The sequence below is a fragment of the Syntrophorhabdaceae bacterium genome, assembly GCA_028713955.1.
GTDB lineage: Bacteria > Desulfobacterota > Syntrophorhabdia > Syntrophorhabdales > Syntrophorhabdaceae > UBA5609.
In genome coordinates this window covers 1-25627 of the sequence record JAQTNJ010000020.1, presented here as the reverse complement: position 1 = coordinate 25627, position 25627 = coordinate 1, and the positions used below count along the sequence as shown (strand labels likewise).

At 48.2% G+C, this 25627-nt stretch carries 18 protein-coding genes; 8 read left to right on the top strand and 10 right to left on the bottom strand.

The annotated features are described in order from the left end of the window. A partial coding sequence (locus PHU49_03540; protein MDD5243068.1) for a methyl-accepting chemotaxis protein occupies positions 1-1107 on the top strand: 1107 nt, incomplete at its 5' end. A gap of 71 nt (positions 1108-1178) precedes the next feature. Here the strand turns inward: PHU49_03540 and PHU49_03535 are convergent. Then, positions 1179-2066, bottom strand: coding sequence for a DMT family transporter (locus PHU49_03535; protein MDD5243067.1), 888 nt, complete (start codon positions 2064-2066; stop codon positions 1179-1181). 170 nt (positions 2067-2236) lie between these two features. Further along, complete coding sequence (locus tag PHU49_03530) at positions 2237-3796, bottom strand: benzoate-CoA ligase family protein (GenBank protein ID MDD5243066.1); 1560 nt, start codon at positions 3794-3796, stop codon at positions 2237-2239. A gap of 510 nt (positions 3797-4306) precedes the next feature. On the opposite strand from PHU49_03530, the gene PHU49_03525 reads away from it, so the two are divergent. The 6 genes from PHU49_03525 to PHU49_03500 all read left to right on the top strand — a co-directional run bounded on the left by PHU49_03525 (position 4307) and on the right by PHU49_03500 (position 12017). Continuing rightward, complete coding sequence (locus tag PHU49_03525) at positions 4307-5215, top strand: HD-GYP domain-containing protein (GenBank protein MDD5243065.1); 909 nt, start codon at positions 4307-4309, stop codon at positions 5213-5215. 341 nt (positions 5216-5556) lie between these two features. Continuing rightward, positions 5557-8772, top strand: a complete 3216-nt coding sequence (locus tag PHU49_03520) for a beta-phosphoglucomutase family hydrolase (protein ID MDD5243064.1) — start codon at positions 5557-5559, stop codon at positions 8770-8772. A 259-nt stretch (positions 8773-9031) separates the two neighbouring features. Beyond that, positions 9032-9274: a ribbon-helix-helix domain-containing protein gene (locus tag PHU49_03515; GenBank protein ID MDD5243063.1), complete on the top strand. Its 243-nt coding sequence runs from the start codon at positions 9032-9034 to the stop codon at positions 9272-9274. Beyond that, on the top strand, positions 9259-9594 hold the full coding sequence (locus tag PHU49_03510; protein MDD5243062.1) for a type II toxin-antitoxin system PemK/MazF family toxin: 336 nt from the start codon (positions 9259-9261) through the stop codon (positions 9592-9594). The genes PHU49_03515 and PHU49_03510 overlap by 16 nt, the downstream gene beginning before the upstream one ends. A 398-nt stretch (positions 9595-9992) precedes the next feature. Continuing rightward, positions 9993-11243, top strand: a complete 1251-nt coding sequence (locus PHU49_03505) for a metallophosphoesterase (GenBank protein MDD5243061.1) — start codon at positions 9993-9995, stop codon at positions 11241-11243. A gap of 465 nt (positions 11244-11708) precedes the next feature. Beyond that, positions 11709-12017 (top strand): hypothetical protein, encoded by a 309-nt coding sequence (locus tag PHU49_03500; GenBank protein ID MDD5243060.1) that lies wholly within the window; start codon positions 11709-11711, stop codon positions 12015-12017. Between the two features lie 613 nt (positions 12018-12630). Here PHU49_03500 and PHU49_03495 read toward each other — a convergent pair. From PHU49_03495 to PHU49_03470, 6 genes are all read right to left on the bottom strand, one after another. Further along, entirely contained in the window at positions 12631-14187 is a 1557-nt protein-coding gene (locus PHU49_03495; GenBank protein ID MDD5243059.1) for an N-6 DNA methylase, read from the bottom strand. Continuing rightward, positions 14177-14884 (bottom strand): hypothetical protein, encoded by a 708-nt coding sequence (locus tag PHU49_03490; protein MDD5243058.1) that lies wholly within the window; start codon positions 14882-14884, stop codon positions 14177-14179. The genes PHU49_03495 and PHU49_03490 overlap by 11 nt, the downstream gene beginning before the upstream one ends. Beyond that, a complete protein-coding gene (locus PHU49_03485; GenBank protein MDD5243057.1) occupies positions 14881-15897 on the bottom strand; it encodes a hypothetical protein in 1017 nt (338 codons plus the stop codon). The genes PHU49_03490 and PHU49_03485 overlap by 4 nt, the downstream gene beginning before the upstream one ends. Further along, complete coding sequence (locus tag PHU49_03480) at positions 15894-18101, bottom strand: sensor histidine kinase (protein ID MDD5243056.1); 2208 nt, start codon at positions 18099-18101, stop codon at positions 15894-15896. The genes PHU49_03485 and PHU49_03480 overlap by 4 nt, the downstream gene beginning before the upstream one ends. 592 nt (positions 18102-18693) lie before the next feature. Next, positions 18694-19050, bottom strand: coding sequence for a type II toxin-antitoxin system PemK/MazF family toxin (locus PHU49_03475; GenBank protein MDD5243055.1), 357 nt, complete (start codon positions 19048-19050; stop codon positions 18694-18696). Then, a complete protein-coding gene (locus PHU49_03470; protein MDD5243054.1) occupies positions 19040-20209 on the bottom strand; it encodes an XRE family transcriptional regulator in 1170 nt (389 codons plus the stop codon). Before PHU49_03470 ends, PHU49_03475 begins: the two co-directional genes overlap by 11 nt. Positions 20210-20383: 174 nt before the next feature. On the opposite strand from PHU49_03470, the gene PHU49_03465 reads away from it, so the two are divergent. Next, entirely contained in the window at positions 20384-20761 is a 378-nt protein-coding gene (locus PHU49_03465) for a hypothetical protein (GenBank protein MDD5243053.1), read from the top strand. 225 nt (positions 20762-20986) lie between these two features. Here the strand turns inward: PHU49_03465 and uvrA are convergent, their stop codons facing one another. Then, the gene (gene uvrA / locus PHU49_03460; protein MDD5243052.1) at positions 20987-23845 is read right to left on the bottom strand and encodes an excinuclease ABC subunit UvrA; all 2859 of its coding nucleotides are present in this window, start codon (positions 23843-23845) and stop codon (positions 20987-20989) included. 482 nt (positions 23846-24327) lie between these two features. Further along, positions 24328-25627, bottom strand: a 1300-nt coding sequence (locus PHU49_03455; GenBank protein ID MDD5243051.1) for a PAS domain S-box protein, incomplete at its 5' end; no start/stop codon positions are given.

Below are 25627 nucleotides of genomic sequence, written 5' to 3'. Positions count from 1 at the left end.
ACGGCTGCTGCGGCGAAAGAGGCGAGGATAACCTTCGTGAGGGCGAGATTCCTGCTTATGGTCATCGGGGCAATTGTGTTTGCCTTTGCCATATTCCTTGCATCTTTTCTGGCACGGGGAATAGCTAAACCTTTGGGCGAAGGCGTGTCCGTCGCAAACAGGATAGCAGAAGGTGATCTGACCGCCGATATCGAAATAAAATCACAGGACGAGACAGGTCAGCTCCTGACCGCTATGAAAGACATGGCAACAAAGCTCCAGAACATCATCGGCGAAGTCAAGAGCGTGGCAGGGAACATGGCAGCGGCGAGCCGGCAGCTCAACCAGAGTTCTGAATTTATGTCCAAAGGAGCAAGCGAGCAGGCAGGCAGGGCTTCGCAGGTGGCGACTGCCTCCGAAGAAATGTCCCAGACCGTACTCGATATCGCAAAGAATACTTCAAACATAGAGAAGTCAGCGACGGATACAGCCCGGTTGGCGAAAGACGGAGAAGGCGTGGTCGACAGATCGGTGGAGAAGGTAAAGGCCATTGAAAAGACGATTGATCAATCTGCGCAAATGATAAAATCCCTGGGCGAGCGATCCAATCAGATAGGGGAGATCATCAACGTCATTAACGACATCGCGGACCAGACCAACCTCCTTGCCTTGAATGCCGCAATCGAAGCGGCGCGGGCAGGCGATGCGGGCCGGGGCTTTGCAGTCGTAGCAGACGAAGTCAAGAAGCTCGCGGAAAGAACCGGCAATTCTACCTCCGAAATAGGAAGCATGATACAGTCGATCCAGGACGAGGTCCATCAGGCGGTGGTCTCCATGGAAAACATTACCACTGAGGTAAAATCGGGCGTCGATCTCAGCACCCAGGCAGGAGGAGTGCTTCGTAATATTGTGGGCAGCGTCAATGAACTGCACAGCATGGTCCAGCAGATCGCCTCTGCGACGGAACAGATGGCGGCAACCTCGGAGGAGATAAACCGGGATATCGAGACTATTGCTTCCGTATCAAGGGAAGCATCGGGAAGCTCAGAACATATTGCTTCGGCTTCTCATGATCTCGCGAGGCTCTCGGTGAATCTTGAACAGGTGGTAGGAGGGTTCAAGGTTTAAAGATGGCAGGGGTCGCAGGGGTAGTCCGGTTGCTTCGCTAATGCTTCTTTCTCGCTAATGCTTCTTTCTCGCTAATGCTTCTTTCGGTAGTTCGTTACGTAGATGCCGCCACTGACCAACAGGAGCCCGACAATAAGCCCCGTAGTGAGTTGTTCCCCGAGGAAGATAGCCCCACAGACCACACCGAACACTGGAGTGAGAAAGGTAAACACGGCGAGTTCCGAGACCGGGTAGGTGTGGATGAGTTTAAACCACATGAGGTATGATGCGAAGGCAACAACCACCGAGGCGTATAACAGGGCAAGAACCGTGGAGACGCTGACATTGAGGACCCATTTTGGTTCAAGAAAGAGGAGGCAGATAAATATGACGGGGATGGAAAAGACCAACTGGTAGAGAAAGGTGTGGATAGGATGCACCCGTTCTGCCAGATATTTCTTGATATAAACCGTTGTCGCACCCCATAAAATCGCGGCAGTGATCTCAAGGAGGTCGCCGAACAACATGGAGGTACTCCAGGTCCGGGGTTTTCCCTGAAATACAGAGTAAAGCCCTATGAATGCGAGAACAAGCCCCGTTACTTTTGTAATATTCAGTCTCTCCCTGAGGAATAGATAGGCTCCTATGGCCACGATAAAGGGAGAGCAGTTGATCAGTATCCCCGCCCTGGCCGAATCAGTGTACAACAAGCCAAGATAGATGCAGACGAACTCCAGGCCAAAGAGCAGACCTACTATACAACCATGAAAGAGGCGGATATCCCTGTGAAAGAGGGGTTCTTTAATGGACAGGCAATACACGATGCCGAGGGCCGACGCGATCGACGACCGGAGAAAGGCATTAAAGATGGGCGCGAACCCCAGATTGGAGACCTTTACCGCTGTATAGTTCAGACCCCATAACATGGTAAGGCAAAGGAGTATGAGGAAGCCTTTCAGATCCAGGTGGTCTTTAGTCATTAGACCTTCCTATATTTTTTCGCTGCGGACAGGGAACTTTACCACGATATTGTATACAACTATGATTCTATGACTGTCAATTTATTTCATTTTAAGGAGAGGGATCAGGCACTGACAAGGCTGACAAGGGACAAGGGCCACTCCGGATGTCTCCTTAGGAACATAATTTTTCAATATTCCAGGCGGAGTTTGTAACGGATAAGCTTTCCGGTTGTGGTTCTCGGAAGTTCTTTTACAAAAGAGATCCGTCTCGGCACTTTAAAACGGGCAAGCTTGTTCCCGACAAATTCAATGAGTTCCTTCTCCAATTCAGGGCTTGCTTTATATCCTTCATTCAATACGATAAAGGCCTTTACCCTCAAAAGCCCTTCATCGGTAGGAGACCCGATCACCCCGCATTCGTTTACGGCGGGATGATGCGTCAAGACATTTTCTATTTCAATAGGCGACGTCCACTGACCGCTTATCTTCAGCATATCGTCCGCTCTTCCCTGGTAGTAAAAGAATCCATCGTTATCCCCGATGAACTGGTCGCCCGTATTGAACCATGGACCCCAGAAGACCTCTTTGTTCTTTTCGTGTCTTTTCCAATAGCAATTCGCTATGCCCTCATTTTTAAGCCAGAGGGTCCCTACCTCTCCGACGGACACCTTTATCCCCTCTTCATTCCTGAGCTCTGCCTCAAAGCCCGGAAGGAGCTTGCCGCTGCTTCCCGGCCTTATATCCCCTTTCTTGTTTGAAAAGTATAATCCGCCTACGTCCGTACTTCCGATGGCATCAAGGATCTCAATGCCGAACTTCTTTGACCATCTTTCGAAGATGTCCTTTGGCAAGGCCTCTCCTGCGGAGATGCAGAGGCGAACGGACGAAAGATCAACGGGTCTTTTCTCGCATTCACTTAAGAGGGCGTTATAAAGGGTCGGGACACTGAAAAAGATTGTCGGTCTGTACTTTTCTATCACATGGAAGACGTCCTCAGGCTTGGGCCATTCAGGCCAGAGGATAACGGAGGCGCCGTACAGGAACGGCGCTTCGAGAGAATGATTGCGGCCGTATGAAAAGAACATCTTTGATGAACAATAAATGATGTCTTCTTCCTGCAGCTCAAATATCCCTTCACAGGAAGGGGCCATGTAGTAGAGGAGATCATGGTGGAGATGAATCACGCCCTTGGGCAGTCCTGTAGTTCCGGAGGTATACATCCAGAACGCCATATCGTCTTTTGTTGTCTCCTCTGCTTCAAGTTCTGCGGAAGAGGATGCGACAAGGTCATTAAAGCTCAACGTGCCTGGTATCTTTTCTCCAACGACTATTATGTGTTTGAGATGTTTTTTACCCTTCAGGATATCCCTGATCTTTTCAAAGAGGGCGTCACCTATGATTAATGTATTTGCCCTTGAGTCTTCGAGAAAAAAGGCATAATCCTTTGGCGATGCCAGCGTATTTATGGGAATAGGTATGGCCCCGATCTTCATGGTTCCGAGATATGCGTAAACAAACTCCGGGCAATCCGGAAGAACGATAAGCACCCTGTTTTCTATCTCTACACCTGTCCCCCTTAAGGCATTTCCAAACCTGTTGACCATAGATACCATCTCTTCATAGGTGATCTTTTGATCCTTATAATAGATGGCTGCGTTTTTACCCCTCCCTTCTTTTACGTGCCTGTCCGCTAAGAATTCTGTCTGGTTAAATATCTCGGGGATAGAGATGTTTGTAAACCGAACCATAATTTGCTTCCTCCTACTTTAACAAGATTTGGTAAAATGGGGACTAAAGAAAGGAAACAGATGAGGACAAGGGTTGTGAAAAGAATGGCGAGAAGGAATAAAAAAATAATTGCCCCATTTAATGTCGATTGCAGCTGAAGAAAATGAGTAGGGGGAGATAATGGAAGACATGATAACAGTGAAAAACATTGTAACATGTCGTTTCATTTGATACCCCCCTAAATTTTATTTAATGTTACATTCTTTAATATTTTTCTAAAAATAGTCAAGCTTTTTATCCTGAATTCCCTTTTTTTAGGCACATCAATTAAGGAGGGTGTGACCTGCCCCCACTCATTGGGGACCGCTCCCCAAAAACTGGTCATGCCATAATGTTAGTTTTCTGGCCTTCAAGCCATCTTCCGGCAGAAAATTTCATTGCATTTTTATGACCTTTGGAGGAAGATTAAAAAAGGTGGGCTGATGAGGGATAAATCAGACGTCCCCCCATCTCGCTTTTAAGGTATTAAAATGTCAGAAAGCAATTTAAACAGCTTGCTTGATTGCCTGGCAAGCGTTGCGAAGCAAGTATCAAAAGGGGACTACCGAGCCGCCGGAGAGATCTTCGAACTAACAAAATCTGAAAGATATCCCGCCGGGATAACAGAACTTGCTGAGGCATTCGGTATGATGCTCGTCATGGTAGAGGCGCGAGAGGCAAGGCTTGAGCAACTTATTGAAAATCTCAGAAGAAAGAAGCTCATGCTCGAGGAGGCATCAAAATCCCTGCGCGAGGCGAATGTAGGGGTACTCGAAGTTCTGGGGAGTGCCATAGCGAAACGGGATCATGGCACGAGCGAGCATAACTACCGCGTTACCTTGTACACGCTTAACATTGCCGAGGATATAGGGCATCCCGAAGCGCAAATGAGAAGCCTCATAAAGGGATCCTTTCTCCACGATGTAGGCAAGATCGGTATAAGTGACAATATCCTACTCAAGGAAGGAAAACTGACCGATGATGAGTTCAGCATCATGAAGTGCCACGTTCAACACGGCTCGGACATCATAAGCGGTTACCCCTGGCTCAGCGACTGTGTTGATGTTGTTCGCCACCACCACGAAAAATTCGACGGTTCCGGGTACATACTGGGATTAAAGGGCAAGGACATTCCTATAAATGCAAGAATCTTTACCGTTGCCGATGTTTTCGACGCACTGACAAGCGCGCGGCCTTATAAAGCTGCCTTCTCCTATGATGAAGCTATAGGGATAATGGAAAAAGACAGAGGAGCACATTTTGATCCGGAGATATTGGATGTATTATGCGGGATGGGAGACGCCATCTATCAAAAGGTCTACCTGTCAGACGAAAATTCTATGCGAAACAGTCTGAAGGTATATATCGATGCACTATTCGGAGAAGAAGAGGGAGAATAAGCAAGACCGTTAAGATGTCTGGTAAAGATAAAGGAGACGTCCTTCAATATTTCAATTACTTTTGATTGCGGTCTTTTTTGTTTTTATTGGCAGAGGTGATTTTTTGATGTGACCACCAGCAGAAAATTTAATTGCATTTTTATGACCTTTGGAGGAAGATTAAAAAAGGGTGGGCTAATGGGGGATAAATCAACTGATAATAAATTTATTGGCTGGGAGATAGTTATTGAATTATTGAAGGACGTCCCCTCCGCTCCGTCCCCTCCGCTCTCTACTGCCGTTTCCCGGGCTAGTACACATCAAGGGTTTGCCTAGCGCCGCCAGAATCCAACGGAGCCTACATGAGCATTATGGGGTCTATAGTAACCATCTCACCACGCGACTTCGACGCTGTTTTGTTCGATCTAGATGGCGTGCTGACCCAGACAGAAAGCGTCCATGCCTCAGCCTGGAAGCAACTGTTCGACGCCTTTCTGCAAGAACGCGCTAACAGGATAGGGGAACCCTTTACACCCTTTGATATCGAAGCGGACTATCGGCGGTACGTCGACGGCAAGCCGCGATATGACGGTGTCGAATCCTTTCTTGAATCCCGTGGGATCAAGCTGCCTGTTGGTGACCACGGGGAAAAGGCAGGCGCGCAGAGTGTACGGGCACTGGGCAAGCTCAAAGACCGTTACTTCATGGAACACCTGAACAAACGGGGCGTCGCGACCTATGATCCGGCGATAGCGCTGGTAAGAACCTTGCGCGCCCAGGAGATCAAGACGGCCGTCGTCTCATCCAGCAACAATTGTGCTGCAGTCCTCGAGGCCGCCGGTATCTCGCATCTCTTTGATGCGCGCGTGGACGGACGCGAGATCGAGCGTATGGGTCTCAAAGGCAAACCCGCACCCGATGCATTTCTGGAGGCGGCACAACGCTTGAGGGTCGAGCCATCGCGGGCCATTGTCGTCGAGGATGCAATAGCGGGGGTTGCCGCAGGCCGCGTGGGTCGATTCTTCCTTGTCATAGGCATCGACCGGGTTGGACAGTCGCAGGCTTTGCGCGAGGCGGGCGCCGATGTTGTCGTGACTGATCTCTCACACATACAGGTGGCTATTGAGCCGCCTTCCGCCTGGTCCCTTGTTTATAACGATTTCGACCCACAGCGCGAGGGTATACGGGAAGCGCTGTGTACTTTGGGAAACGGCTACTTCGCCACGCGCGGGGCCGCGCCGTGGGCGAAGGCGGACGACGTGCACTATCCCGGATCCTATCTGGCCGGAGGCTACAATCGGCTACGCACCGATGTGGAAGGCCGATGTGTTGAAAACGAGGATCTCGTCAATTTCCCGAACTGGCTGACCATCGGGCTGCGGTTAGCTGAAGACGACTGGTTTGACGAAAGAGCGGTGAGCATTCTCTCCTACCGGCAGGAACTCGACCTAAGCTGCGGAATGCTGCACAGGACCATCAGCTTCGAACAGGGGCAGGGACGGCGCACCACGTTGACGGAACGGCGCCTGGTCTCGATGGCCGATATGCACCTGGGCGCGATCGAACTGACGCTCAGGGCCGAGAACTGGTCCGGGCCCGTGACCATCCGTTCGGGGATCGATGGCCGGGTCGTCAACGCGGGCGCTAAACTCTACGAAAGGTTCAACAACCAGCATTTGGAGCCGTTGTCGGGAGAGGTCATCGGCAACGATGGCGTTCATCTGCTTGTGCGCACGCTTCAGTCGAACATACACCTGGCTCAAGCGGCGCGAACGCGTGCATTTGTGCGGGGCGAGTTGCAGTCTGTTTCGCGAAGGGTAATCAATGAGCCGGGTTTCATCGGGCAGGAGTTCAGCGTCCAACTGATGCAGGGCGAGATGCTCTCCCTGGAGAAGATAGCGGTTCAGTATACCTCGCGTGACTTCGCCATTTCGGAGTGCAGTCTGGCGGCTCGCAGGGCGATCGATGGCGCGGAACGTTTTGCAACGCTCATGGACTCCCACGTCCTGGCATGGAAACAACTGTGGGACCGATTCGACGTGCATCTGCTATCAGGGACGACCCCAATCAAACTCAATGCTCCCATGCTGCTGCGTCTGAATATGTTTCATCTGCTGCAAGCCGTCTCACTCAATTCGATCGGTCTCGATATCGGCGTGCCGGCGCGTGGCTGGACTGGTGAGGCCTACCAGGGACATATCTTCTGGGATGAGTTGTTCATTTTCCCTACGCTCAATTTTCGTACGCCTGAGATCACGCGCTCTTTGCTTATGTACCGGTACCGCCGTCTCGATCGGGCCCGCGCAGCGGCCAGGGATCTCAGCTTTGCCGGCGCCATGTTTCCGTGGCAAAGCGGCAGCGACGGACGGGAGGAAACCCAGGAACTCAATCTAAACCCCCATTCGAAGCGTTGGAAGCCGGATAGCTCGTATCTGCAGCGCCATGTGGGAAGTGCGGTCGCGTGGAACGTGTGGCAATACTTCCAGGTCACGCACGACCACGAGTTCCTGCAGTTCTATGGGGCGGAGCTCATCATAGAGATCGCGCGCTTCTGGTCCAGCATGGCGACGTTCAATGAACAAAAGGCACGTTACGAGCTGCTGGGGGTCGTCGGGCCCGATGAGTTTCACGAGCGGTATCCGGACTCATCCGCTCCCGGTCTCAATAATAACGCCTACACGAATATTATGGCTGTTTGGGTGTTGCGCAGGGCGCTCGACGTGCTCGATCTTATGCCCGACATTCGGCGCGCTGAACTCGTTGCGAAGCTCGGCGTGACTGCGCAGGATGCCGCCCTCTGGGACGACGTCAGCCGCCGCATGTTCGTACCCTTTCACGACGACGGTATCATCAGCCAATTCGAGGGCTATGAGTCACTGGCCGAGCTCGACTGGGACGACTATCGCAAGCGGTACGGCAACATACAGCGCCTGGACCTGATCCTTGAAGCGGAGAATGACACTCCAAACCGGTACAAGGTCTCGAAGCAGGCGGATGTCCTCATGCTGTTCTATCAGTTCTCTGCGGATGAACTGCGCGAACTGTTCGTTCATCTTGGTTATCCCTTCGAGTACGAAACGATTCCGCGCAACGTCGAGTACTACGATTCGCGCTCATCTCATGGATCGACGCTATCCCGCGTTGTGCACGCATGGGTCCTGGCCCGGTCGGATCGTGCCCGCGCAATGATTTATTTTGCGGAGGCACTGCAAAGCGACGTCAGCGACATCCAGCAGGGCACAACCGAGGAGGGTGTGCACCTCGGCGCCATGGCAGGTACCGTCGACCTTATCCAGCGCGTACTGACGGGTGTGCAGATCACGGGTGACGTCCTGCGGTTCAGCCCGCAGCTTCCCGAGAGACTTGAACGCCTTGATCTCAGTATGCGGTATCGGGGGCATTCACTGGATCTCAGGCTCACTCGCGAAACGTTCACAGTACGGGGACACAAGGCTGCGGGTGTCCAGCCGATCTCGCTAGCTGTCAACGACGTTCAGGTCGAGTTCGCCGTCGGCAGCACGCATGTTTTCCGTCTCGATCAAACGAAATTGTCTTCTCATACAAAGGCTATTGACTGAACTTTCCGCAAACATCCATATTATATACAATGTACTATGAGGGACGTAGTTGACTGACGTGACAGAGTGCTTCCCCACCGGTATAGAAAAGGAATGAAGGGGACGTTGGTTCAAAGTGAACTTATTGCCCAACGAGGCAATCCGGTGGACGGCTTACAGCCGCCGCTGATTTTGTTGTTACGCCAAAGGGAAACAAAATTAAATTTGAATCCCTTTTCTCTGGTATGATATAATGGAATACCAAAGAAGGAGGTTGATTATGGGAAAGGCAAAAATAGCAATCACATTGGACGCCGAATTTATCGGTGAATTGGATAGACTAGTCGAAGAAAATTATTTTCAAAATCGCAGCCAGGCAATCCGCGATGCTGTGCGCGAAAAACTCGCCCGAATGAAGCGCAGCCGGCTATCTATGGAATGTGCAAAACTTAATCCGAAATTTGAAAAAGCTATGGCGGAAGAAGGCTTAGATGAGGATGTGACCCAATGGCCAGAATATTGAGAGGTGAAATCCGGTGGGCGGATTTGAATCCCGTGCGGGGACATGAACAGGCTGGCTTGCGCCCCGTGCTCATTTTGAGCCACGACATTTTTAATAAACGCTCAGGTACAGTCATCGCTGTGGCCATTACAGGCCAGCCGCAAAAAGCTGGATTCCCGTTAACCCTTGAACTGAAGTCTCCCAATTTACCCAAGAAATCATGGCTCAAAATCAGTCAAATCCGAACATTGTCCGTTGAGAGGATCGGTAAAATCATCGGTGAAGCATCTCCGGAAGAGTTGAATCAGGCCATAGAAGGGTTGAATGAAATAATTGCGTAACAAAGCCAATCCAGCCGATCGCTTACGATAAGGGGACATCCTTCAATATTTCAATTACTTTTAATTGTGGTTTTTTTTGTTTTTATTGGCAGAGGTGATTTTTTGATGTAACCACCGGCAGAAAATTTCATTGCATTTTTATGACGTTTAGAGGAAGATTAAAAAAGGGGTGGGCTAATGGGGGATAAATCAACTGATAATAAATATTTTGGCTGGGAGACAGTTATTGAATTATTGAAGGGCGCCTTTTCCGCTCATTCCTGACCCCAACGGCTCGAAAGGGGATTGGAACACAATGGATTATATGGGGAGGGAGCAGGGAATTGACCTATTTGGGGCGCTTGCAAAAAACAAGACCTGACTCCAAGGGTTCCCCAATCATCAAAAGGGAGTATACAATGAGTAGCAAACGAATCTTTATCAGCGACATTCATATGGGTGACAAGCGTAGTGCAAACCAGGTCCCTGAATTCCAAAATTACTGTTGGTTTTATCACCCTGATTCATCACCTGACACTGATCGGCCGGAAATATTGAGGAGGTTTTTGGAAGAATACTGCTTCAGCGACACTTCCGTGACTGAAGTGGTGATTGTCGGAGACTTTTTCGACGAGTGGGTGTGCCCTGCTCAGTTCGATCCGACGGAACCTCCTTATCCTGCGCCTCTTCCTAAGGGTGAGCAATACAGAAAGATTGCCGTGGCCACTCAAAACCTGCCGGTTATTGAAACTCTCAGGAAGCTTGCCTCCCAAGACAGGCTGGTCTATGTGCCGGGGAACCATGACATGTTTGCGGACAAATCTGTAGTCAACGAGATCTTTCCGGGTATACGTTACCCGGACTCCAAAGATGGACATTACGTCTACCGTGCTGACGGTATCTGGGCAGAACATGGCCATTGGTACGGTATGTTTAATGCACCTCATCCGGCAGGATCGGGCAGCGGATTTGCAGGAAGTCATCTTCCTTTAGGATACTTCATAACCCGCATCAACGCCGAGGAAGCATTGAGAACGGGTAGCATGCTGAGCCTGCCACAGGTCTTCAAGGAATGGATCGAACATGTCTTCAGCGAGGTCCCGGAAGCCAAAGATCCGGAAGCAAAGGTCGGTGGTCTTGTAGATACTGTCCTCATGAACCTATTCAACACTCTTGTTTCGAATCATGCCTATGGCCAGGAAGGCGCTGTTATGAATGGGTTCGACGGTATACCAGGAAAAATAATGTGGGAAGAGATTAAGACACGGTACTCTAACATTTATGATGCATGGCCCGATAATCACCCCGACAATGTCGGCCCTCTCAATGCTATCTTGAGCGACGCGGGCAACCTTGATCAGGCTACACGTCTGGTAACCCTTCGGCGCGAGGATGTCAAGATAGTTGTCTGCGGCCATACCCATGATTACCGCCTCGCATCATACTCCAACAGCCCATACCCGCCGGATGAGATCCCTCCTGAAGATAATCGGATCTACGCCAATTCGGGTGCCTGGACGAATGACACACAAAGGTGCACATTTGTTGAAACAGAACTTCGCTCTGATGATGGAAAACATCTGGTGTATCTCAAGGAATGGCTCAGGGACCCTTCTACGGGTCAATATAAAGCCAGGGATGTCCAGCCGGATGAATGGGTGGTAGCATAAGGCAGCCATTGAAGTGGCACCTCGGTGATATTTGCCGATTGTTATGTGATCCTGGAAAATAAGGCGGGGACATCATTAAGATGCCGCAATGTGATGAGGGTGAAACATCCTGATAACCACCCGGTGAATGACGGGATGGAGACGTTCTGGTTTAATAAAAGTCAATAACGATATAACCGGGAAGTTTTGACTTGAAATTGAAAGGGGATTGGAACACAATTGATTATATGCGGGAGGGAGACAAATAATCCAATTGCCGATTTGCAATTGCCAATTGCCGAATGAGAACAAAAAAAGAACTTTGCGGAGGGGAAGCGCCTCAACTACCAGACACCTTATGAGGTATACCGTCAGGCTATTTGTGGTGCACTTTGAAGTGGAATTTACCTGTGCTCATGGATAATTAAGGCAATGGCTGTGCAAATGACAAAATAAGTTCGACGGAAGAAAAAAGGAGGAATGACAATGGCTGAAACATCAAGTCACAAACGTGCCAAAGGGTCCGCAGCGGGACGTGGCGGGAAAACCGAAGTACCACTTTCTCGTGGGCGTCGTCTTGATGCCGCCACACAGAAGAAAGCCACAGAGATCGAGCGGAGCGGTTCCCAATCAGCTTTGGAGAAAGCCGCACGGCGTCTCAAGGCCAGCGGAAAACCGCAAAAGGTTCTTCAAGTTCCGCAAAAGGATATGCCGAAGGCAGCAAAAGCGATGCAGAAGGTCGGGACCAAAGGAACAATAAAGAACATGTCTAGCACCAAGAGACGGTCAATCTGATTGTCGAACAACACCTTCGACAAAGAAAGTAGATCATACCAATTAGCGTGTTCTGCAGAGATCGGGGACGTAGTCGACTATCATGACTTATCATCTTTCTCCGTATGATCCCATTTTTTTGCATACCTGCAAGGGGAGAATTAGTCACGTCAGTCAACTACGTCCCCGATCAGGGACCTAGATGTCTCTGATGGACACTCATGAAGAAAAAGGAGGTATTCGATCCGGATTGCATAACGATCTGAAGGAATGACACAATACGTGGCGGGAGAGCCCGGGTAAGAACGTGGAGGCGATTGCGACCTCGTGAGGGACAATAATGGGCCTCTCACCAAGAATCATGCAACCTGGATAAAGGATGATAGGTGACCCAAGTGTACGCCGGATACTGATAACGATGAGGTGCGGATTCGCTTCCCGGTGAGATACCCGCCAAAGGGGTAACAGAAAAAACGACGGGAGAGGTGCGTCATGAAAGGACAGGGTATCGCTTACACGCTGATATCATTGGATGCTTACTTTTTCCTTGACGGGAGGATTATAGGATGTCCCCCACATCCCCCAACGGCTTCGATGTCAACATGTTAAGAGCGTTCCCCACATCCCCCCCCATTCAGATCATCTTCTTTTTCTTCCTACTTGATAATAGCTCTTCATAAACATTCTTGGCTTGAATAGATAGTCGTCTGTCAATTCCCAATGACTCTTCGATGAAGTCAGTAGAAACTCTCATGGCTTCTCTTTTATTATTAACCTGAAGCAGTCTAGATATTTGATTATACACACCACCTATTGAGCGGTTTCGAGATGAATAGCATGTTGCCTTCTTCAAGGAACTGGGTTCAATTTTAAGCACCCCACTCCCATAAACTCTAGAGTTTGCCTCGAGAGATAGCTGTCCTGGTATCGACAACAAACTAACCTGAATCCATTTCTTTTCAATAGGCGTAATATTACGAAAATAAATTCGATGTATTGAATTGGTGCATTGAATATTACGGTTATTAAGTATGAGATATGGAATCAATGAGACTCTATAAGGAAAAAAAGCATCGGGGATACCCCCGACCTTAACCTCATACCACGGCTCTCGGCGCTGAGAATGCGCTCTCAAGTGATACTGTTCTGACTCCCCGTATTTGATATAGTCTTTAAATCTCATTGCATTGTCTTTTGTTATTAAGACAAGTCTGCTATTTGGTATGTTTCCATTTATTGAAAATCCACAAAGCTGAGAACTATTAGTAAGAATAGGTATCATTCTATTAACATCAAGCCCCATGGTATTCAACTCATCTTCTTGCTTAATAAAGAAGCCGTCAGCTCCAGTAACAACTCCAATAGATATGTCAGCATAATTACCGAAATCAGTAAACCCATATTGTAACTTGTACTTCTCCATGACTTCCAAAGCATCATCTGCGAAAGAGGTATTAACGCGATTTCTTGTAAAGTATTCTCTTGGGATAGCGTGATACTTAACATGGTCATTTGGATTGGTTGCAGTGCCCATTAACAGACCCTTATTAGAGCCTCCGTAGCCTCTCATCCAGACCAAAACGACTCTTTCCTTTGCATCGTTAAACAGATTAGCTCCAAGCACAAGCACCTTCATTTCGCGGAATACGCTTATCAGCCATTTTCTTAGTTCAACTGAATAATCTGCATGAAGGAATGACCACGGAAGTATCGCCCCAATGCTTCCATCAGTCTTAAGATGGATCGTTGCCTTAACAATGAAATAAGTCCAAAGATCAGACGTTCTCTTAAGAGGAAATACATTTTTGATAACATCTTGATAATGACCAACTTTATCTTTGTGTAAATAGTGGTGACGGACATAGGGAGGATTCATTAGAACAACATCATATTTTCCGTTTGCCTCATAATCAAAGAAATCACATTTCACGAAATTTGATGCTGGTAAATGTTGCGCTCTATCGGATAGAGGGGAGAGATCACATCCGAATAGACTGCTTCTCTTCTTTGACTTATGCTTTTCCCATAGCACTTGCTCTGCGGCAAGGATTAACGCTCCATCACCGTATGCAGGATCAATAATGCGTAAATTGGCGCCCGTTATTAGTGGCTCAACTAATGTCCTTGCCAGCAACAAGGGGGTATAGTAAATCCCATTTTTTCTTACATCAGAGGGTGTTCTATTTACCATAGCAAAAGTCGGTTGTAAACAGACGTGATGCTTTATGATGAACCTTGAAAAATGTTCCACACCATTCAAAATATGGCTTTAAGAATATTTTTTCATGTTCCGCTAGTATACTCTTCCAATTTGGATCCTCAACAATTTTATGAGTATCAACGCACTGAAATTCTTTGAACACCTTACTTAACAATATGGCGAGGGTCATAGGAGTCGAGTACATTCTCGGTTCCGAAAGCTCTGGGAAAAACATTGCATCATAATAGTCCTCGGGCCCCGAAAGAGCACTTGTCAGCTTACCTGCATATTGCATATGAAATCTCGGTTTTACATTTAAGCTGTCCTTTTTGTCATAATCGAAATGAAATTTTCTTCTAATGATGTATTTCCCTCTCTTGTTCTTACTGAATACAGCTAAATAATATGTAACATGAGAGAAATCATTCTTAATGATTGCCCCAATATGAATACGCAAATCTCTATTTAAGCAAGTTACTTCAAAGGAAGATTGAAAATCAATGTTATGCACCTTTGCTTTCTTGGTCACTGACAAGGCGTCATATTGAAGCTTTGCATCATGGCTTAACTGGGAAAATTTTGTTTTAATCATAGGATTTGAAGAGAGGAAGGCAAAAGTATGTTTTTCATGTTTCTTAATGATCTCAGAATCGTTGTAAGGACTTTTCTCCCAGTTATCAATTTTCATTTCAGAGGTGTCTGCATGCGAATTTCTTCGAAATATAATGCATATTCAAACTTGGGATGAGGCATAGAACAGCTGATATGCAAAGGCACTGCTGTTTTGGCGTCCTCATCTGTGTAACCTACAATTTCAGGATTTTCCTTTCCACACATATAACATCTGCTTCGGTCTTTCTCCGTTAAACCTTTTAATTTATATCCAAGATTCCAAGGAAGTACCTCATCACTCTCAAGTACCTCAGAAAAAACTATTTCCTTTATTACAGACTGCCACCACCTTTGATCTTCCATATTGCCCGGCAACGAAAATATACCTTTGTATTTTGCTCTTTCAAAAATTGGCTCAACTTTCTTAAATGCCTCCTTCTTAATACCAAGCGTTGTTGCCACCCAAAGTCTGTCGTAAAGAAAGCCAGGCCTTTGCACCATGGTTTGCTTTGTCCATCTATAAATAATTCTGGGTAGGCTCAGCTCTTTGGACTTTATGGCTTCCTTAAGTTCTTCCGGAATAATCCTCAAAATATTTTCAATATCCCTTTTAGGGGGTTTTATTAATGAAATCAGTTGCTTGATATCATCGGGAGATTTTTCTCTTAATTTCCTAAAACCATTAGCGATTACTGTTAATAGATATTTTTTATCTGAAATCTCATGAAATTCAATTACCTCATCATAAAGAGCTTGCTTGTGGCGATCAATTTCATTTAATTTCACATTAGTTATGGCAACAATAGGATAAGATTTCCAGTCGTCCTTATCTCTTATTAGTTCGGCCGCAGAAGACCCAGTACCTATTATATTGGTGTCAGATGTATGGTCTAAACGATAATCAATAATTAGCAAGTCTGGTTTTTGCAGTTTTTCCGTAATTTCTTGTATTTTATCCAAAAGTTTTTGTTGAATAAGCGGAATAAAATCAATCTTAACTTTTAGTGCCTTTTCCAATTCTTTGCTTGCCATATTTTTTGGACCATTTATTTTTTCATCATCTAACCATAGAAATTGCATAGTCTTCATGGCAACTCGACCTCCAATACGGCCTTCCAATCGCCTTCTGGGGGCAGGATCCTAATGTCACCATTTCTTGCTTGCAGTATCTCCTTTACTATGCTTAGACCGAGTCCACTTCCAGTTCCGACAATATATTTATCTTCAGGATTTAACTTCTTCTCCAGGATTGAATAGAGTTTTCCATCAATATCCGCGACAAAGGGTATAAATATATCTCTGTGCTTGTTGGGATTCAACCCAAGGCCAGTGTCCATGAATCTTATATATACTCTACCACCAGACTTTTTCGCAGATATTTTTATCCTTCTTTTGTTGTCAGCTGCAATAATGGATTTGATAGAGTTAGAAAGTAAGTTCAAAAGAACGGCATATAACTCTGCCTCTAAAATGGGTCCGACAACAATGTTGGAGGGTATTTCATCTGTGTTGAGAGTTATGCCATAGCTCTCCGCTATAACTTTAAATGCATTCCTTGCTCCTTCGACTCTATCGTGAAGAGCTAAAGATTTCGGTGATTCCTTCCTGCTGTCAACGCCGATCAATGCTGTCATGTCCAATAATTCCAGCAGTCGTTCTTTTGAATTTCGCAACCAATCCTGAATATCATCAATATGCTTTCTTTCAGTTCTTGCAAGTCTCTCTTTAATGTTTTCGAGCTGCAATAGGCTGCTTTCAAGGTGTCCAAGAAGCATTTTCACTTCGTGGGAGAATATGAGTATTAATGTCGAGGTAGATGCAATAAGCCTAAGATGCTTTAATTCTTCCTTGTTGGACTGATTATGCTTAACAATTGCATCTGTTGCTTTATAAAATGTGGTGCTGATTCCCTGACGCTGCTTTGTAGGTAGAGTCGAGGCAATATCCCTAAACTCTTTCTCAAGATAGTTGACAGCAGTCTCAATGACCGTGTGAGATTCGACCGGTTGCTCAATGAATTCCTGAAAGCTAACTCTGCTTGCTTCTGCCTCTCCCCTTGTTTGCTCCCTGATATAAAAATCACGGTATATTGTCGCCCAATTGATAGCGAAGCGAACAAAATTCCGCAACTCCTTAAATTCATCGGAATCGAGGAACCCCTCGCGATTTGCTTTCATTACAAACCCTTTTGCCACGGGACCTATTTCCACAGTTCCGATATGATTCCTCATTGAGAGCAGGCTCAATAGTGCACGACTCGAATCAACGCCTCGGAGAGTGTCTGCGAAGGTTTGAAGTTCTTTTGAGGGAGCACCCTTTCTAACACCTCTGTCTTCGTCAATCTTCAACCAATCGTCATCACCATATGGATAGACCCTGAATCCTTTGTAGCGTATCTGCACTCCACCCCACTCAGGTAGAATCTCTTGTAGGTTTCCAATTGAGACAATACTTGTATCTCTCATCTGGCTTCTATCAAGCACCATAATTCCTATTCCCAATCCAATATCAGATAGTTTTGAGAATTTGCCCTCCGATACAATAGTCTTTTTTCCAATCCCAAGAGCATCAAGCTCACAAACGGCCTTGTGTCCCTTATTAATATAAGCCTTCAATGTCCCCCAGCCGGCTTTGATCAAATCAGATCTGAGATCCCTTATGTCGCCCTCAAAGCCAGGGGCTTCAAGGGAAATATTAAACCCGGGGTCCTCTTCAAAATCAGGCCGTCGAGCACCTCTGTTTGCTGCAAGGACAGCAAGTTGTCTTTTAAGATAATTATATCCCGTGGTAGACCACTCATCGATTAAATCTGAGATAATAAGTATCGTGCCCGTTTCTCCGGTTTTCTGAGTCTCCTGATTCCCATCACATTGTATATCTGTTACTTTTGTACCAGGCCTAAATTCCATCCAATTAAAAGTAACCTCAGTTCTTTCGAACTTATTTCTATTCTTCCCAGTTGTTATCAAGGTCAACTTTTTCCCGAGTCGACGACAGCAAAATCTTCCGATACCTTTTGAGCCTGTTTTAGGACGCCCATACTCTTGAGAGACATCTTTGTTAAGCTTGTTAGTCGTGGCGATATGCATCCAATAATCCTGGACTTCAATAAAGTTCATCCCAATGCCATCATCGATAATATGTATCTCGCTTATTCCAGAATCGTTCTCGATAAATTTAACTGTGACGTGACTGGCGTCAGCATCATAGGAATTCTTGACAAGCTCGACAAGGGCATAATGAACCTGTTCTACTAGACGTTCGCCAAGTTCCCCCAGAAGTGCACTATCCACTGTAAATCTCAGTGTCGTCATGATATTTTTATCAAGTCTGTTAGGATAAAATACATTTCAGAAGACCCCCGTAAAGAGAAGCACAATGCTCTAAATATATCTTCGTCCAATATTAACATTAACTCAAGCCTTTTAAAATAAAATTCTATTTGACAACAACATTACTTTCATTTCTTGTAAGGAAAGCAACTGTTAAATTATTTAAAAACTACTTACGAAGGGAGAGCATAGATTGCACTACTGAGCCGGAAGGAGCTTTGCGGCTCCTATACGGTTCGCCGGGAACCGTTTCCCGAGTGGCGAATCGAGCACAGTTGGTGGCCACCCGCTATCGCAGGTACCCGGCAGAGGGAATGCTCCGTAAGGGCATGCCGCACTGTCCTGAGGGCGTAGCCCGAGTTTGCATGCATGAATGACTGAGTTACATTATAGTGGGTAATGGCGCCCGCTTGCGGGTGGGGGAGCAAAAGAGTTTTCCGATGTTAAATCAATTTGGGCAACAAGCCATAAAAATTTCACCCCATGCCCAACACTATTGCAAGGCATCTTCTTGACACTCACATAACCCTCCCATTCAAGTGGTAGACGTAGTTTACTGGTACTCGATCACTGCTGCAATGGCCGCGACGATCTCCTCCATCATTGTCGACGATACCTTCCCAATCTTCTTTGTCAGCCGATCGATGGATACGCTCCGTATCTGAAGCACATCCACGGCCGACATCTTGTCCAGCCCATTTGCAGCATCGTTAACGATTTTGATGTGCCAAAAGTTTTTCGCATATCGTTCTTTCCAGTCTGTTATAGGAACAACCACATACACGGGCAGTATACCGAGGGCATCCGAACTTACGATAACAGCGGGGCGCTTTTTGTTGATCTCTGAACCTATTGTCGGGTCAAAATTTACCAGCCATACTTCACCGCGCGAGACTATCTTAATACTCAAGAATCTCTCCCGTTTCCAGATCTTCCATCTTTCCGGTTTTGTAATCCGCCGCCATTTCCTTAGCCTGCTTCGCCATTATCTTCCTGCGTTCCTCGATGGGCAGCTTCAGGAAGGCCTGCCGCTCAACGAGCGTGATTGGCTCCTGTACCTCTACCGATTCTCCCAACGCTTTCATGGCATCTCCCTTTGTTATGAACCCCTCGCTTAATGCGCGAAGCACATTTTTCTTAAGCCATTCCGATTTCTCCGGTTTTAACTCTAAGGGCTCTTCCTTTTTCCACCCCTCACGGTTAATCGTCATCCACCATTGTTTGTGGTGCTGATCTGAAATTACCCCGAGATCATGTAATCTGTACACTAAAGACTGGATGCTCATGCCATATTTCTGCTTCAAGAGAAACAGTTCCGCGGCTTGAACGAGAGACCTCTTTTGTCCCAACTCTCTGAACAAAACCTCATCAGGCGCAAGGAAAGCGCCTGCGAAGCGAAAGGCGACCTTCTCTTCATCAAGATTTTTTGGCATATCGAGCACCAGGTGTCCCAATTCATGGGCCAGATTCAGTCTCTGTCTTCCGCCGGGTAAGGATTTGCGGGAGACGACAGCGGCGGCGGCAACATGTTTTTCGCTGTCATAGGCAACTGCGGAGATTCCATCGAACCGTTGCGATGCCTCTATCTCGAATACATGGACAAAGCGATCCTCCAGGGTACCCGTCACAGTCGGGATGGGTCCCAACCCGAGGTTCCATTTGTATCTTAACCCCTTCGCAAAGTCTTCTGTATCTTCGATAGTCCTGACCTTAAAACCTTTCACCGGAAGATCAACCTCGGTTGTTCCCTGGATCATCTGCTGTAAGCGAACACGATCTTCGAGCATCTGACAGACTACGGATTCAACCCTTTGTTGTTCAGTCTTGGCAAGGCCGGTACCCTTGCGGTACGCAATGAATTTACAATGAATCGATGGCTCACTCCACAGATATGCGGCCTTTACACCAAGGGCGCCGGCGAGTCTGTTCAACACCAGTGCAGATGGCTTGGATAGGCCCAGTTCATATTTGGAAAGCGCCTGCCTGGTCACAATCCCACCCATTTCGGCAGCCAGGTCCTCCAGGGACAATCCCCGGGCAAGCCGTAATTGCTTTAATCTTCCTACCATAAAATTTTCTCCTCTTAGTTGACAACTATGTCATTAAATATAGAAATTGTCAACTACTATTTCTTCGTGTAATGAATGTTCGAGGACGCTTGCGGATGGGGGAGCACAACAGTGCTCCTGCGAAAACAATATTTGGGCAACAATTGGTTCTATAAATGTGGTATAATAAACAATATGAAGAAGCATCTTTATAGCATTCTCATTCTCGTCATATCCTTTTCACTGGTACTTCCTTCTGCAAGCTATGCCTGGCATCACAGATACTACCGTGGGTACGGTGGATGCTGCAACGGCTGGGGTGTCGGAGCGGCGATTGCAGGAGGGCTTCTTGTCGGCGCAGTTGTCGGCAATGTCATAGCCAGGAGCGCTGTCTATAGTACGCCGCCGCGAAGGGTATATTATTCTCCCCGGCCAAATACGGCATATGCCTATCCGGACCCGGCTTTTGTTGCCAGATACAGCCAGCAGAAAGCCCCCGGGGAATGGGTTGTTGTCCCGGGCCAATCGGTGAATGGAAAGTGGGTTCCGGAACACAAGGTCTGGATACCTTAATTCTATATCTTCCATCTGGGTGAGCATCAGTGCCGGACTTTCCCCGCAAACACGCTCATTCCGCTCCAGCGGCTCCAATCGCTCGCGTTCGGCTTCGGAACTTTTGCTTCGCAAAAGACCGAGCTTCCTCGCCTCACGACGGTTTGCTACAGGAAAGCCCGACACTGATGCCCTGAGGTGATATATCCGGGTTAATCTGATTTTTGACTGCGAAGCGATGCCGGTTTATGCTTTCCTGCCGGAGGATATCTTCTTTGTTTTTGTTTGATTTTCCGTCATTTCCCCGTTGACGTACCTTTTCAGGAAGGCGCCGGTGTAGCTGGTGGGTGATTCCATGACCTCTTCCGGCGAGCCTTTCGTGATGATCCTGCCGCCTTTGTCGCCGCCTTCAGGGCCAAGATCTATGATGTAGTCAGCGCACTTGATGACATCGAGGTTGTGTTCTATCACGACTACGGAATTTCCTCTCTCGATAAGTTCCGCAAGGACATGGAGGAGTTTTTCTATGTCGACAAAATGGAGCCCTGTCGTAGGCTCGTCGAGGATGTAGAGGGTCTTCCCTGTGTCCCTCTTCGACAGCTCCCTTGAAAGCTTTATCCGCTGAGCCTCCCCGCCCGAAAGGGTCGTTGCTGCCTGTCCCAGCCTGATGTATCCGAGGCCGACCTCGTTGAGCACCTTCAGTTTGCTTTTGATGTGCGGCAATGCGTCAAAAAATTCCATTGCCTGCGTGACAGTCATTTCGAGGACATCGGCGATATTTTTCCCCTTGTACCTGATCTCGAGGGTGTCCCGGTTGTATCTTTTGCCCTTGCAAGCATCGCAGACGATGTAGATATCGGGCAGGAACTGCATCTCGATCTTCACAAACCCTTCGCCGGTACAGGTCTCACACCTCCCGCCCTTCACGTTGAAGCTGAACCTGCCCTCTTTGTAGCCTCTCATCCTCGATTCCGGGAGTTTTGTGAAGAGCTCCCGTATGTGCGTGAAGATGCCGGTATAGGTTGCGGGGTTCGAGCGCGGCGTCCTTCCTATCGGTGACTGGTCAATGTCGATGACCCTGTCTATGGCCTCATAGCCTGTTATCCCTTCCGATTCCCCGGCCCTGTCTTTTGACCTGTAGAGTTTTTGCTTCAGGAGCGGATAGAGGGTATCGACGATGAGGCTGCTCTTCCCTGAGCCTGATACGCCTGTTATGGCCGTGAATACGCCGAGGGGGATCTTGACGTCGATATCCTTGAGGTTGTTTACACGGGCCCCTTTGATCGTTAAAAAGCCCCTGGGCTTCCTCCTGTTGTCTGGTATATGGATCTCGCGTTTCTTTGACAGGTACAGTCCTGTAATGGAATCAATGTGTTTCATAAGCTCGCCCGGTGTGCCCTGGAAGACGAGGTTGCCGCCATTCTCACCGGCGCCCGGTCCGAGGTCAACGACGTAATCGGATGAAACGATCGCGTCATGATCGTGTTCCACAACGATCACCGTGTTGTCGAGGTCGCGCAGCCTTCTCAGCGTGTTGAGCAGGCGCTCGTTGTCGCGCTGGTGGAGGCCTATGCTCGGTTCATCGAGGACGTAGACAACCCCTGTGAGCCCGGAGCCGATCTGCGTGGCGAGACGTATCCTCTGGGACTCGCCTGCAGACAGGGTGGCGGAGTTCCTGCTTAAGCTGATGTAATCGAGACCGACATCGATGAGGAATTTCAGGCGCGAGACGATCTCTTTCAGGATCGTGCGCGCTATCTCCTTTTCCTTGTCGGTAAGCCTGATGGTGTTGAAGAACTTTGAGCATTCGGTGATCGTCATCCTCGCGACCTGGTCTATGTTGAGGTCGTTTATCCTGACCCAGAGCATCTCCTTTTTCAGCCTGGCGCCGTTGCATGTGGGGCAGGGGATGAGGTTGATGAACCGTTCAAGCTTCTCTTTCTCGTAATAGTCCGCCCGGTCCCATTCCCGCTCCAGCTCGCCGATAACCCCTTCAAAAGGTTTTTTTACGAAGTCCCGCCTGGATCCCCTGTCGGAATAGAATTCGATCATCTCTCCCTTTGAGCCGTAGAGGATCGCATCCTGCACGGCCTGCGGCAATTGCCTGAAAGGTTTCCTGATGTCTATCTTGTAGTGGTTGACGAGCGCTTCGAGGAAAGGCATGAAGTGTACCGGGTTTTTTTCGCCCCAGGGGACAACCGCGCCGTCGCGCAGAGAAAGGTCATGGTTGGGAATGATAAGCGCTGGATCGAAATATTCTTTCACGCCGAGACCGAGGCATGCCGGGCAGGCGCCGTAGGGGTTATTGAAGGAGAACATCCGCGGCGCGATCTCGGGGTAACTGATGCCGCAGTCAGGACAGGCGAATTTTTCGCTGAAGACCATGGTGTCCTTTTCGACCTCTACCTTGATGATCCCGCCGGCCTTGTTGAGCGCCAGCTCCACCGCCTCGAAGAGCCGCCGTTCAATGCCGTCACGGATGGTTATCCTGTCGACGATAACATCGATATCATGCTTTTTGTTCTTGTCGAGCTCGATGTCGTCGGCGAGGTCAACGATCTTCCCATTCAATTTTATCCTGGTGAAGCCCTGTTTCCTCAGCTCATCGATCTCCTTTCTGTATTCGCCTTTCCTTCCCCGGACAATAGGCGCCAGGATCGTGAGATTTTTCCCCGGACCGAGTGAGAGGATAGCGTCGACGATCTGGGGAGCATGCTGGCTCTTGATCTCCTTTCCGCAGCCGTAGCAGTGGACGTGCCCGATCCTCGCGAAGAGGAGCCTCAGGTAATCGTATATCTCCGTCACTGTCCCGACGGTGCTCCTGGGGTTCTTGCTGATGTTTTTCTGCTCGATGCTGATGGCGGGGGACAACCCCTCTATGTAGTCCACATCGGGTTTTTCCATGAGTTCAAGGAACTGGCGGGCATAAGAAGAGAGGGACTCCACGTATCGTCTCTGTCCTTCAGCATAGATGGTGTCGAAGGCAAGCGTTGATTTGCCGGAGCCGCTCGGTCCGGTGATGACGACCATCTTGTTCCTGGGGATGGTGACGTCGATATTTTTGAGATTATGTTCCCGTGCGCCTTTTACGAATATTTTATCCATATTTTGAGGTTAGAGATCAGGCTTAACCACCTTATTGTATCAGAAAATGTCACCTATTGCAAAGAGGATGAGCGTTTAAACCCCGTAATTCGTGATTCGTAATTCGTAATTGGATGAACCATGTAAAAAGTGAAAGGTGAAAGGTAATAGGTGATAGGTGATAGGTAATAGGTGATGGGTGATAGGTCATTGCGAGCCCGCAGGGCGCGGCAATCTCATTAATAGGTTATATCCTTGGATCGCCACGTCGCTTCGCTCCTCGCGATGACGGTAAAGGATGGAACTCCTCGCGATGACGGTAAAGGATGGAACTCCTCGCGATGACGGTAAAGGATGGAACTCCTCGCGATGACAATATAACAAGAACCTTTTTCCTTCAGGAAAGAAAAAGAAGACTTCTCTGCAGGCTCGAGCGTAGCGGGCGAGAGACAGGGTTTTCATGCTTTTGTATTTGTCTTAACATAGAACGTTGAACGGATGTTTCAATTATAACGGAAGCCTTTCTCCCTGAAGAGCCTGACGCATACGTTGACTGCTTCAGGATCGTACAGGATGCCTTTATTTTTCGCTATTTCATCAAGGGCCGCGTCCTGGCCCCGGGCAGGCCTGTAAGGACGGGGAGCGGCGATCGCCTCTGTTACATCGGCGACTGCAAGAATCCGTGCTTCAAGGAGGATGTCAGGTCCTTTCAGCCCCCGTGGATAACCGGAGCCGTTGAGCCTCTCGTGGTGCTGAAGGACTATTTCCGCCACAGGATAAGGCATCCCGGCATCCTTGAGTATATCGTACCCCACCTGGGGGTGAACCTTTACGAGGCTGTATTCTGTTTCGGTAAGTTTCGCCGGTTTGCTGAGGATCTCGGCCGGTACGGATATCTTGCCGATGTCGTGAATGATCCCTGCTATTCCAATATGTTCTATCGTATCATAGGTTAATCCCATCTCACCGGCTATAGCCATGGCAATGTCCGACACCCTTTTCTGGTGGCCCGCTGTGCCGGGGTCTCTCATCTCGGTCATCGATGACATTGCCCGGATCACTCCTCTCAGGGACTTCCGCAGGTTTCCAAGCTCTTCCGCGGCGAATTTGCGGGAGGTGATGTCCTGAAGCGTGCCTTCGTAATAGAGGATCGTGCCGTTCGCGTCCCTCACCGCATGGGAGGTAACGGATACCCATTGCAATCCCTTGTCTTTTTTCCGCATCATGATCTCGAAGTCCTTCACAAAACCATGTTCTTCGAGGAGGCGCTTGAGCTCCGCGCGGCGGCTCGGGTCAACATAGAGCTGATGGGCGATGTCGGTTACCGACAGGATCACTTCCCCGGGGGAGCTGAATCCGTGAATCCTTGCGAGTGCGGGATTGACGCTCAGGTACCTTCCGTCCGGTGTGACCTGGAATATGCCTTCCGACGCGTTTTCAAAGATATTACGGTATTTTTCTTCTGATCTCCTTAATTCCTCTTCTACTTTTTTGCGCGCCGTAATATCTTCCAGCGTGCCCTCGTAGCAGAGTATCCTCCCGGTTTCATCTTTGACTGCCCGGACATTCAGTGAACCCCATAGCGTTGAACCATCTTTCCTGTAAAATTGCGCCTCAAAGGCTCCTACTGTTCCATGTTCCGCGAGGAGTCTCTGGAATGTATGCCTGTTCTCGTGATCGGTATAGAGCTGCTGACCTATGTTGGTAACGTCACGGACCATTTCTTCCGGAGAGGCGTAACCGAATATGCGGGCCATCGCGGGGTTAACGGCGATCAAATGACTATCCGGCGTACTCTGGAAG

Coding starts and splice junctions, on each gene's coding strand:
- uvrA (MDD5243052.1), bottom strand. CDS start 23,845: ATGGATAAAATATTCGTAAAAGGCGCACGGGAACATAATCTCAAAAAT.
- PHU49_03470 (MDD5243054.1), bottom strand. CDS start 20,209: ATGGTAGGAAGATTAAAGCAATTACGGCTTGCCCGGGGATTGTCCCTG.
- PHU49_03525 (MDD5243065.1), top strand. CDS start 4,307: ATGTCAGAAAGCAATTTAAACAGCTTGCTTGATTGCCTGGCAAGCGTT.
- PHU49_03535 (MDD5243067.1), bottom strand. CDS start 2,066: ATGACTAAAGACCACCTGGATCTGAAAGGCTTCCTCATACTCCTTTGC.
- PHU49_03520 (MDD5243064.1), top strand. CDS start 5,557: ATGAGCATTATGGGGTCTATAGTAACCATCTCACCACGCGACTTCGAC.
- PHU49_03485 (MDD5243057.1), bottom strand. CDS start 15,897: ATGAAGACTATGCAATTTCTATGGTTAGATGATGAAAAAATAAATGGT.
- PHU49_03490 (MDD5243058.1), bottom strand. CDS start 14,884: ATGAAAATTGATAACTGGGAGAAAAGTCCTTACAACGATTCTGAGATC.
- PHU49_03505 (MDD5243061.1), top strand. CDS start 9,993: ATGAGTAGCAAACGAATCTTTATCAGCGACATTCATATGGGTGACAAG.
- PHU49_03500 (MDD5243060.1), top strand. CDS start 11,709: ATGGCTGAAACATCAAGTCACAAACGTGCCAAAGGGTCCGCAGCGGGA.
- PHU49_03495 (MDD5243059.1), bottom strand. CDS start 14,187: ATGGTAAATAGAACACCCTCTGATGTAAGAAAAAATGGGATTTACTAT.
- PHU49_03515 (MDD5243063.1), top strand. CDS start 9,032: ATGGGAAAGGCAAAAATAGCAATCACATTGGACGCCGAATTTATCGGT.
- PHU49_03465 (MDD5243053.1), top strand. CDS start 20,384: ATGAAGAAGCATCTTTATAGCATTCTCATTCTCGTCATATCCTTTTCA.
- PHU49_03510 (MDD5243062.1), top strand. CDS start 9,259: ATGGCCAGAATATTGAGAGGTGAAATCCGGTGGGCGGATTTGAATCCC.
- PHU49_03530 (MDD5243066.1), bottom strand. CDS start 3,796: ATGGTTCGGTTTACAAACATCTCTATCCCCGAGATATTTAACCAGACA.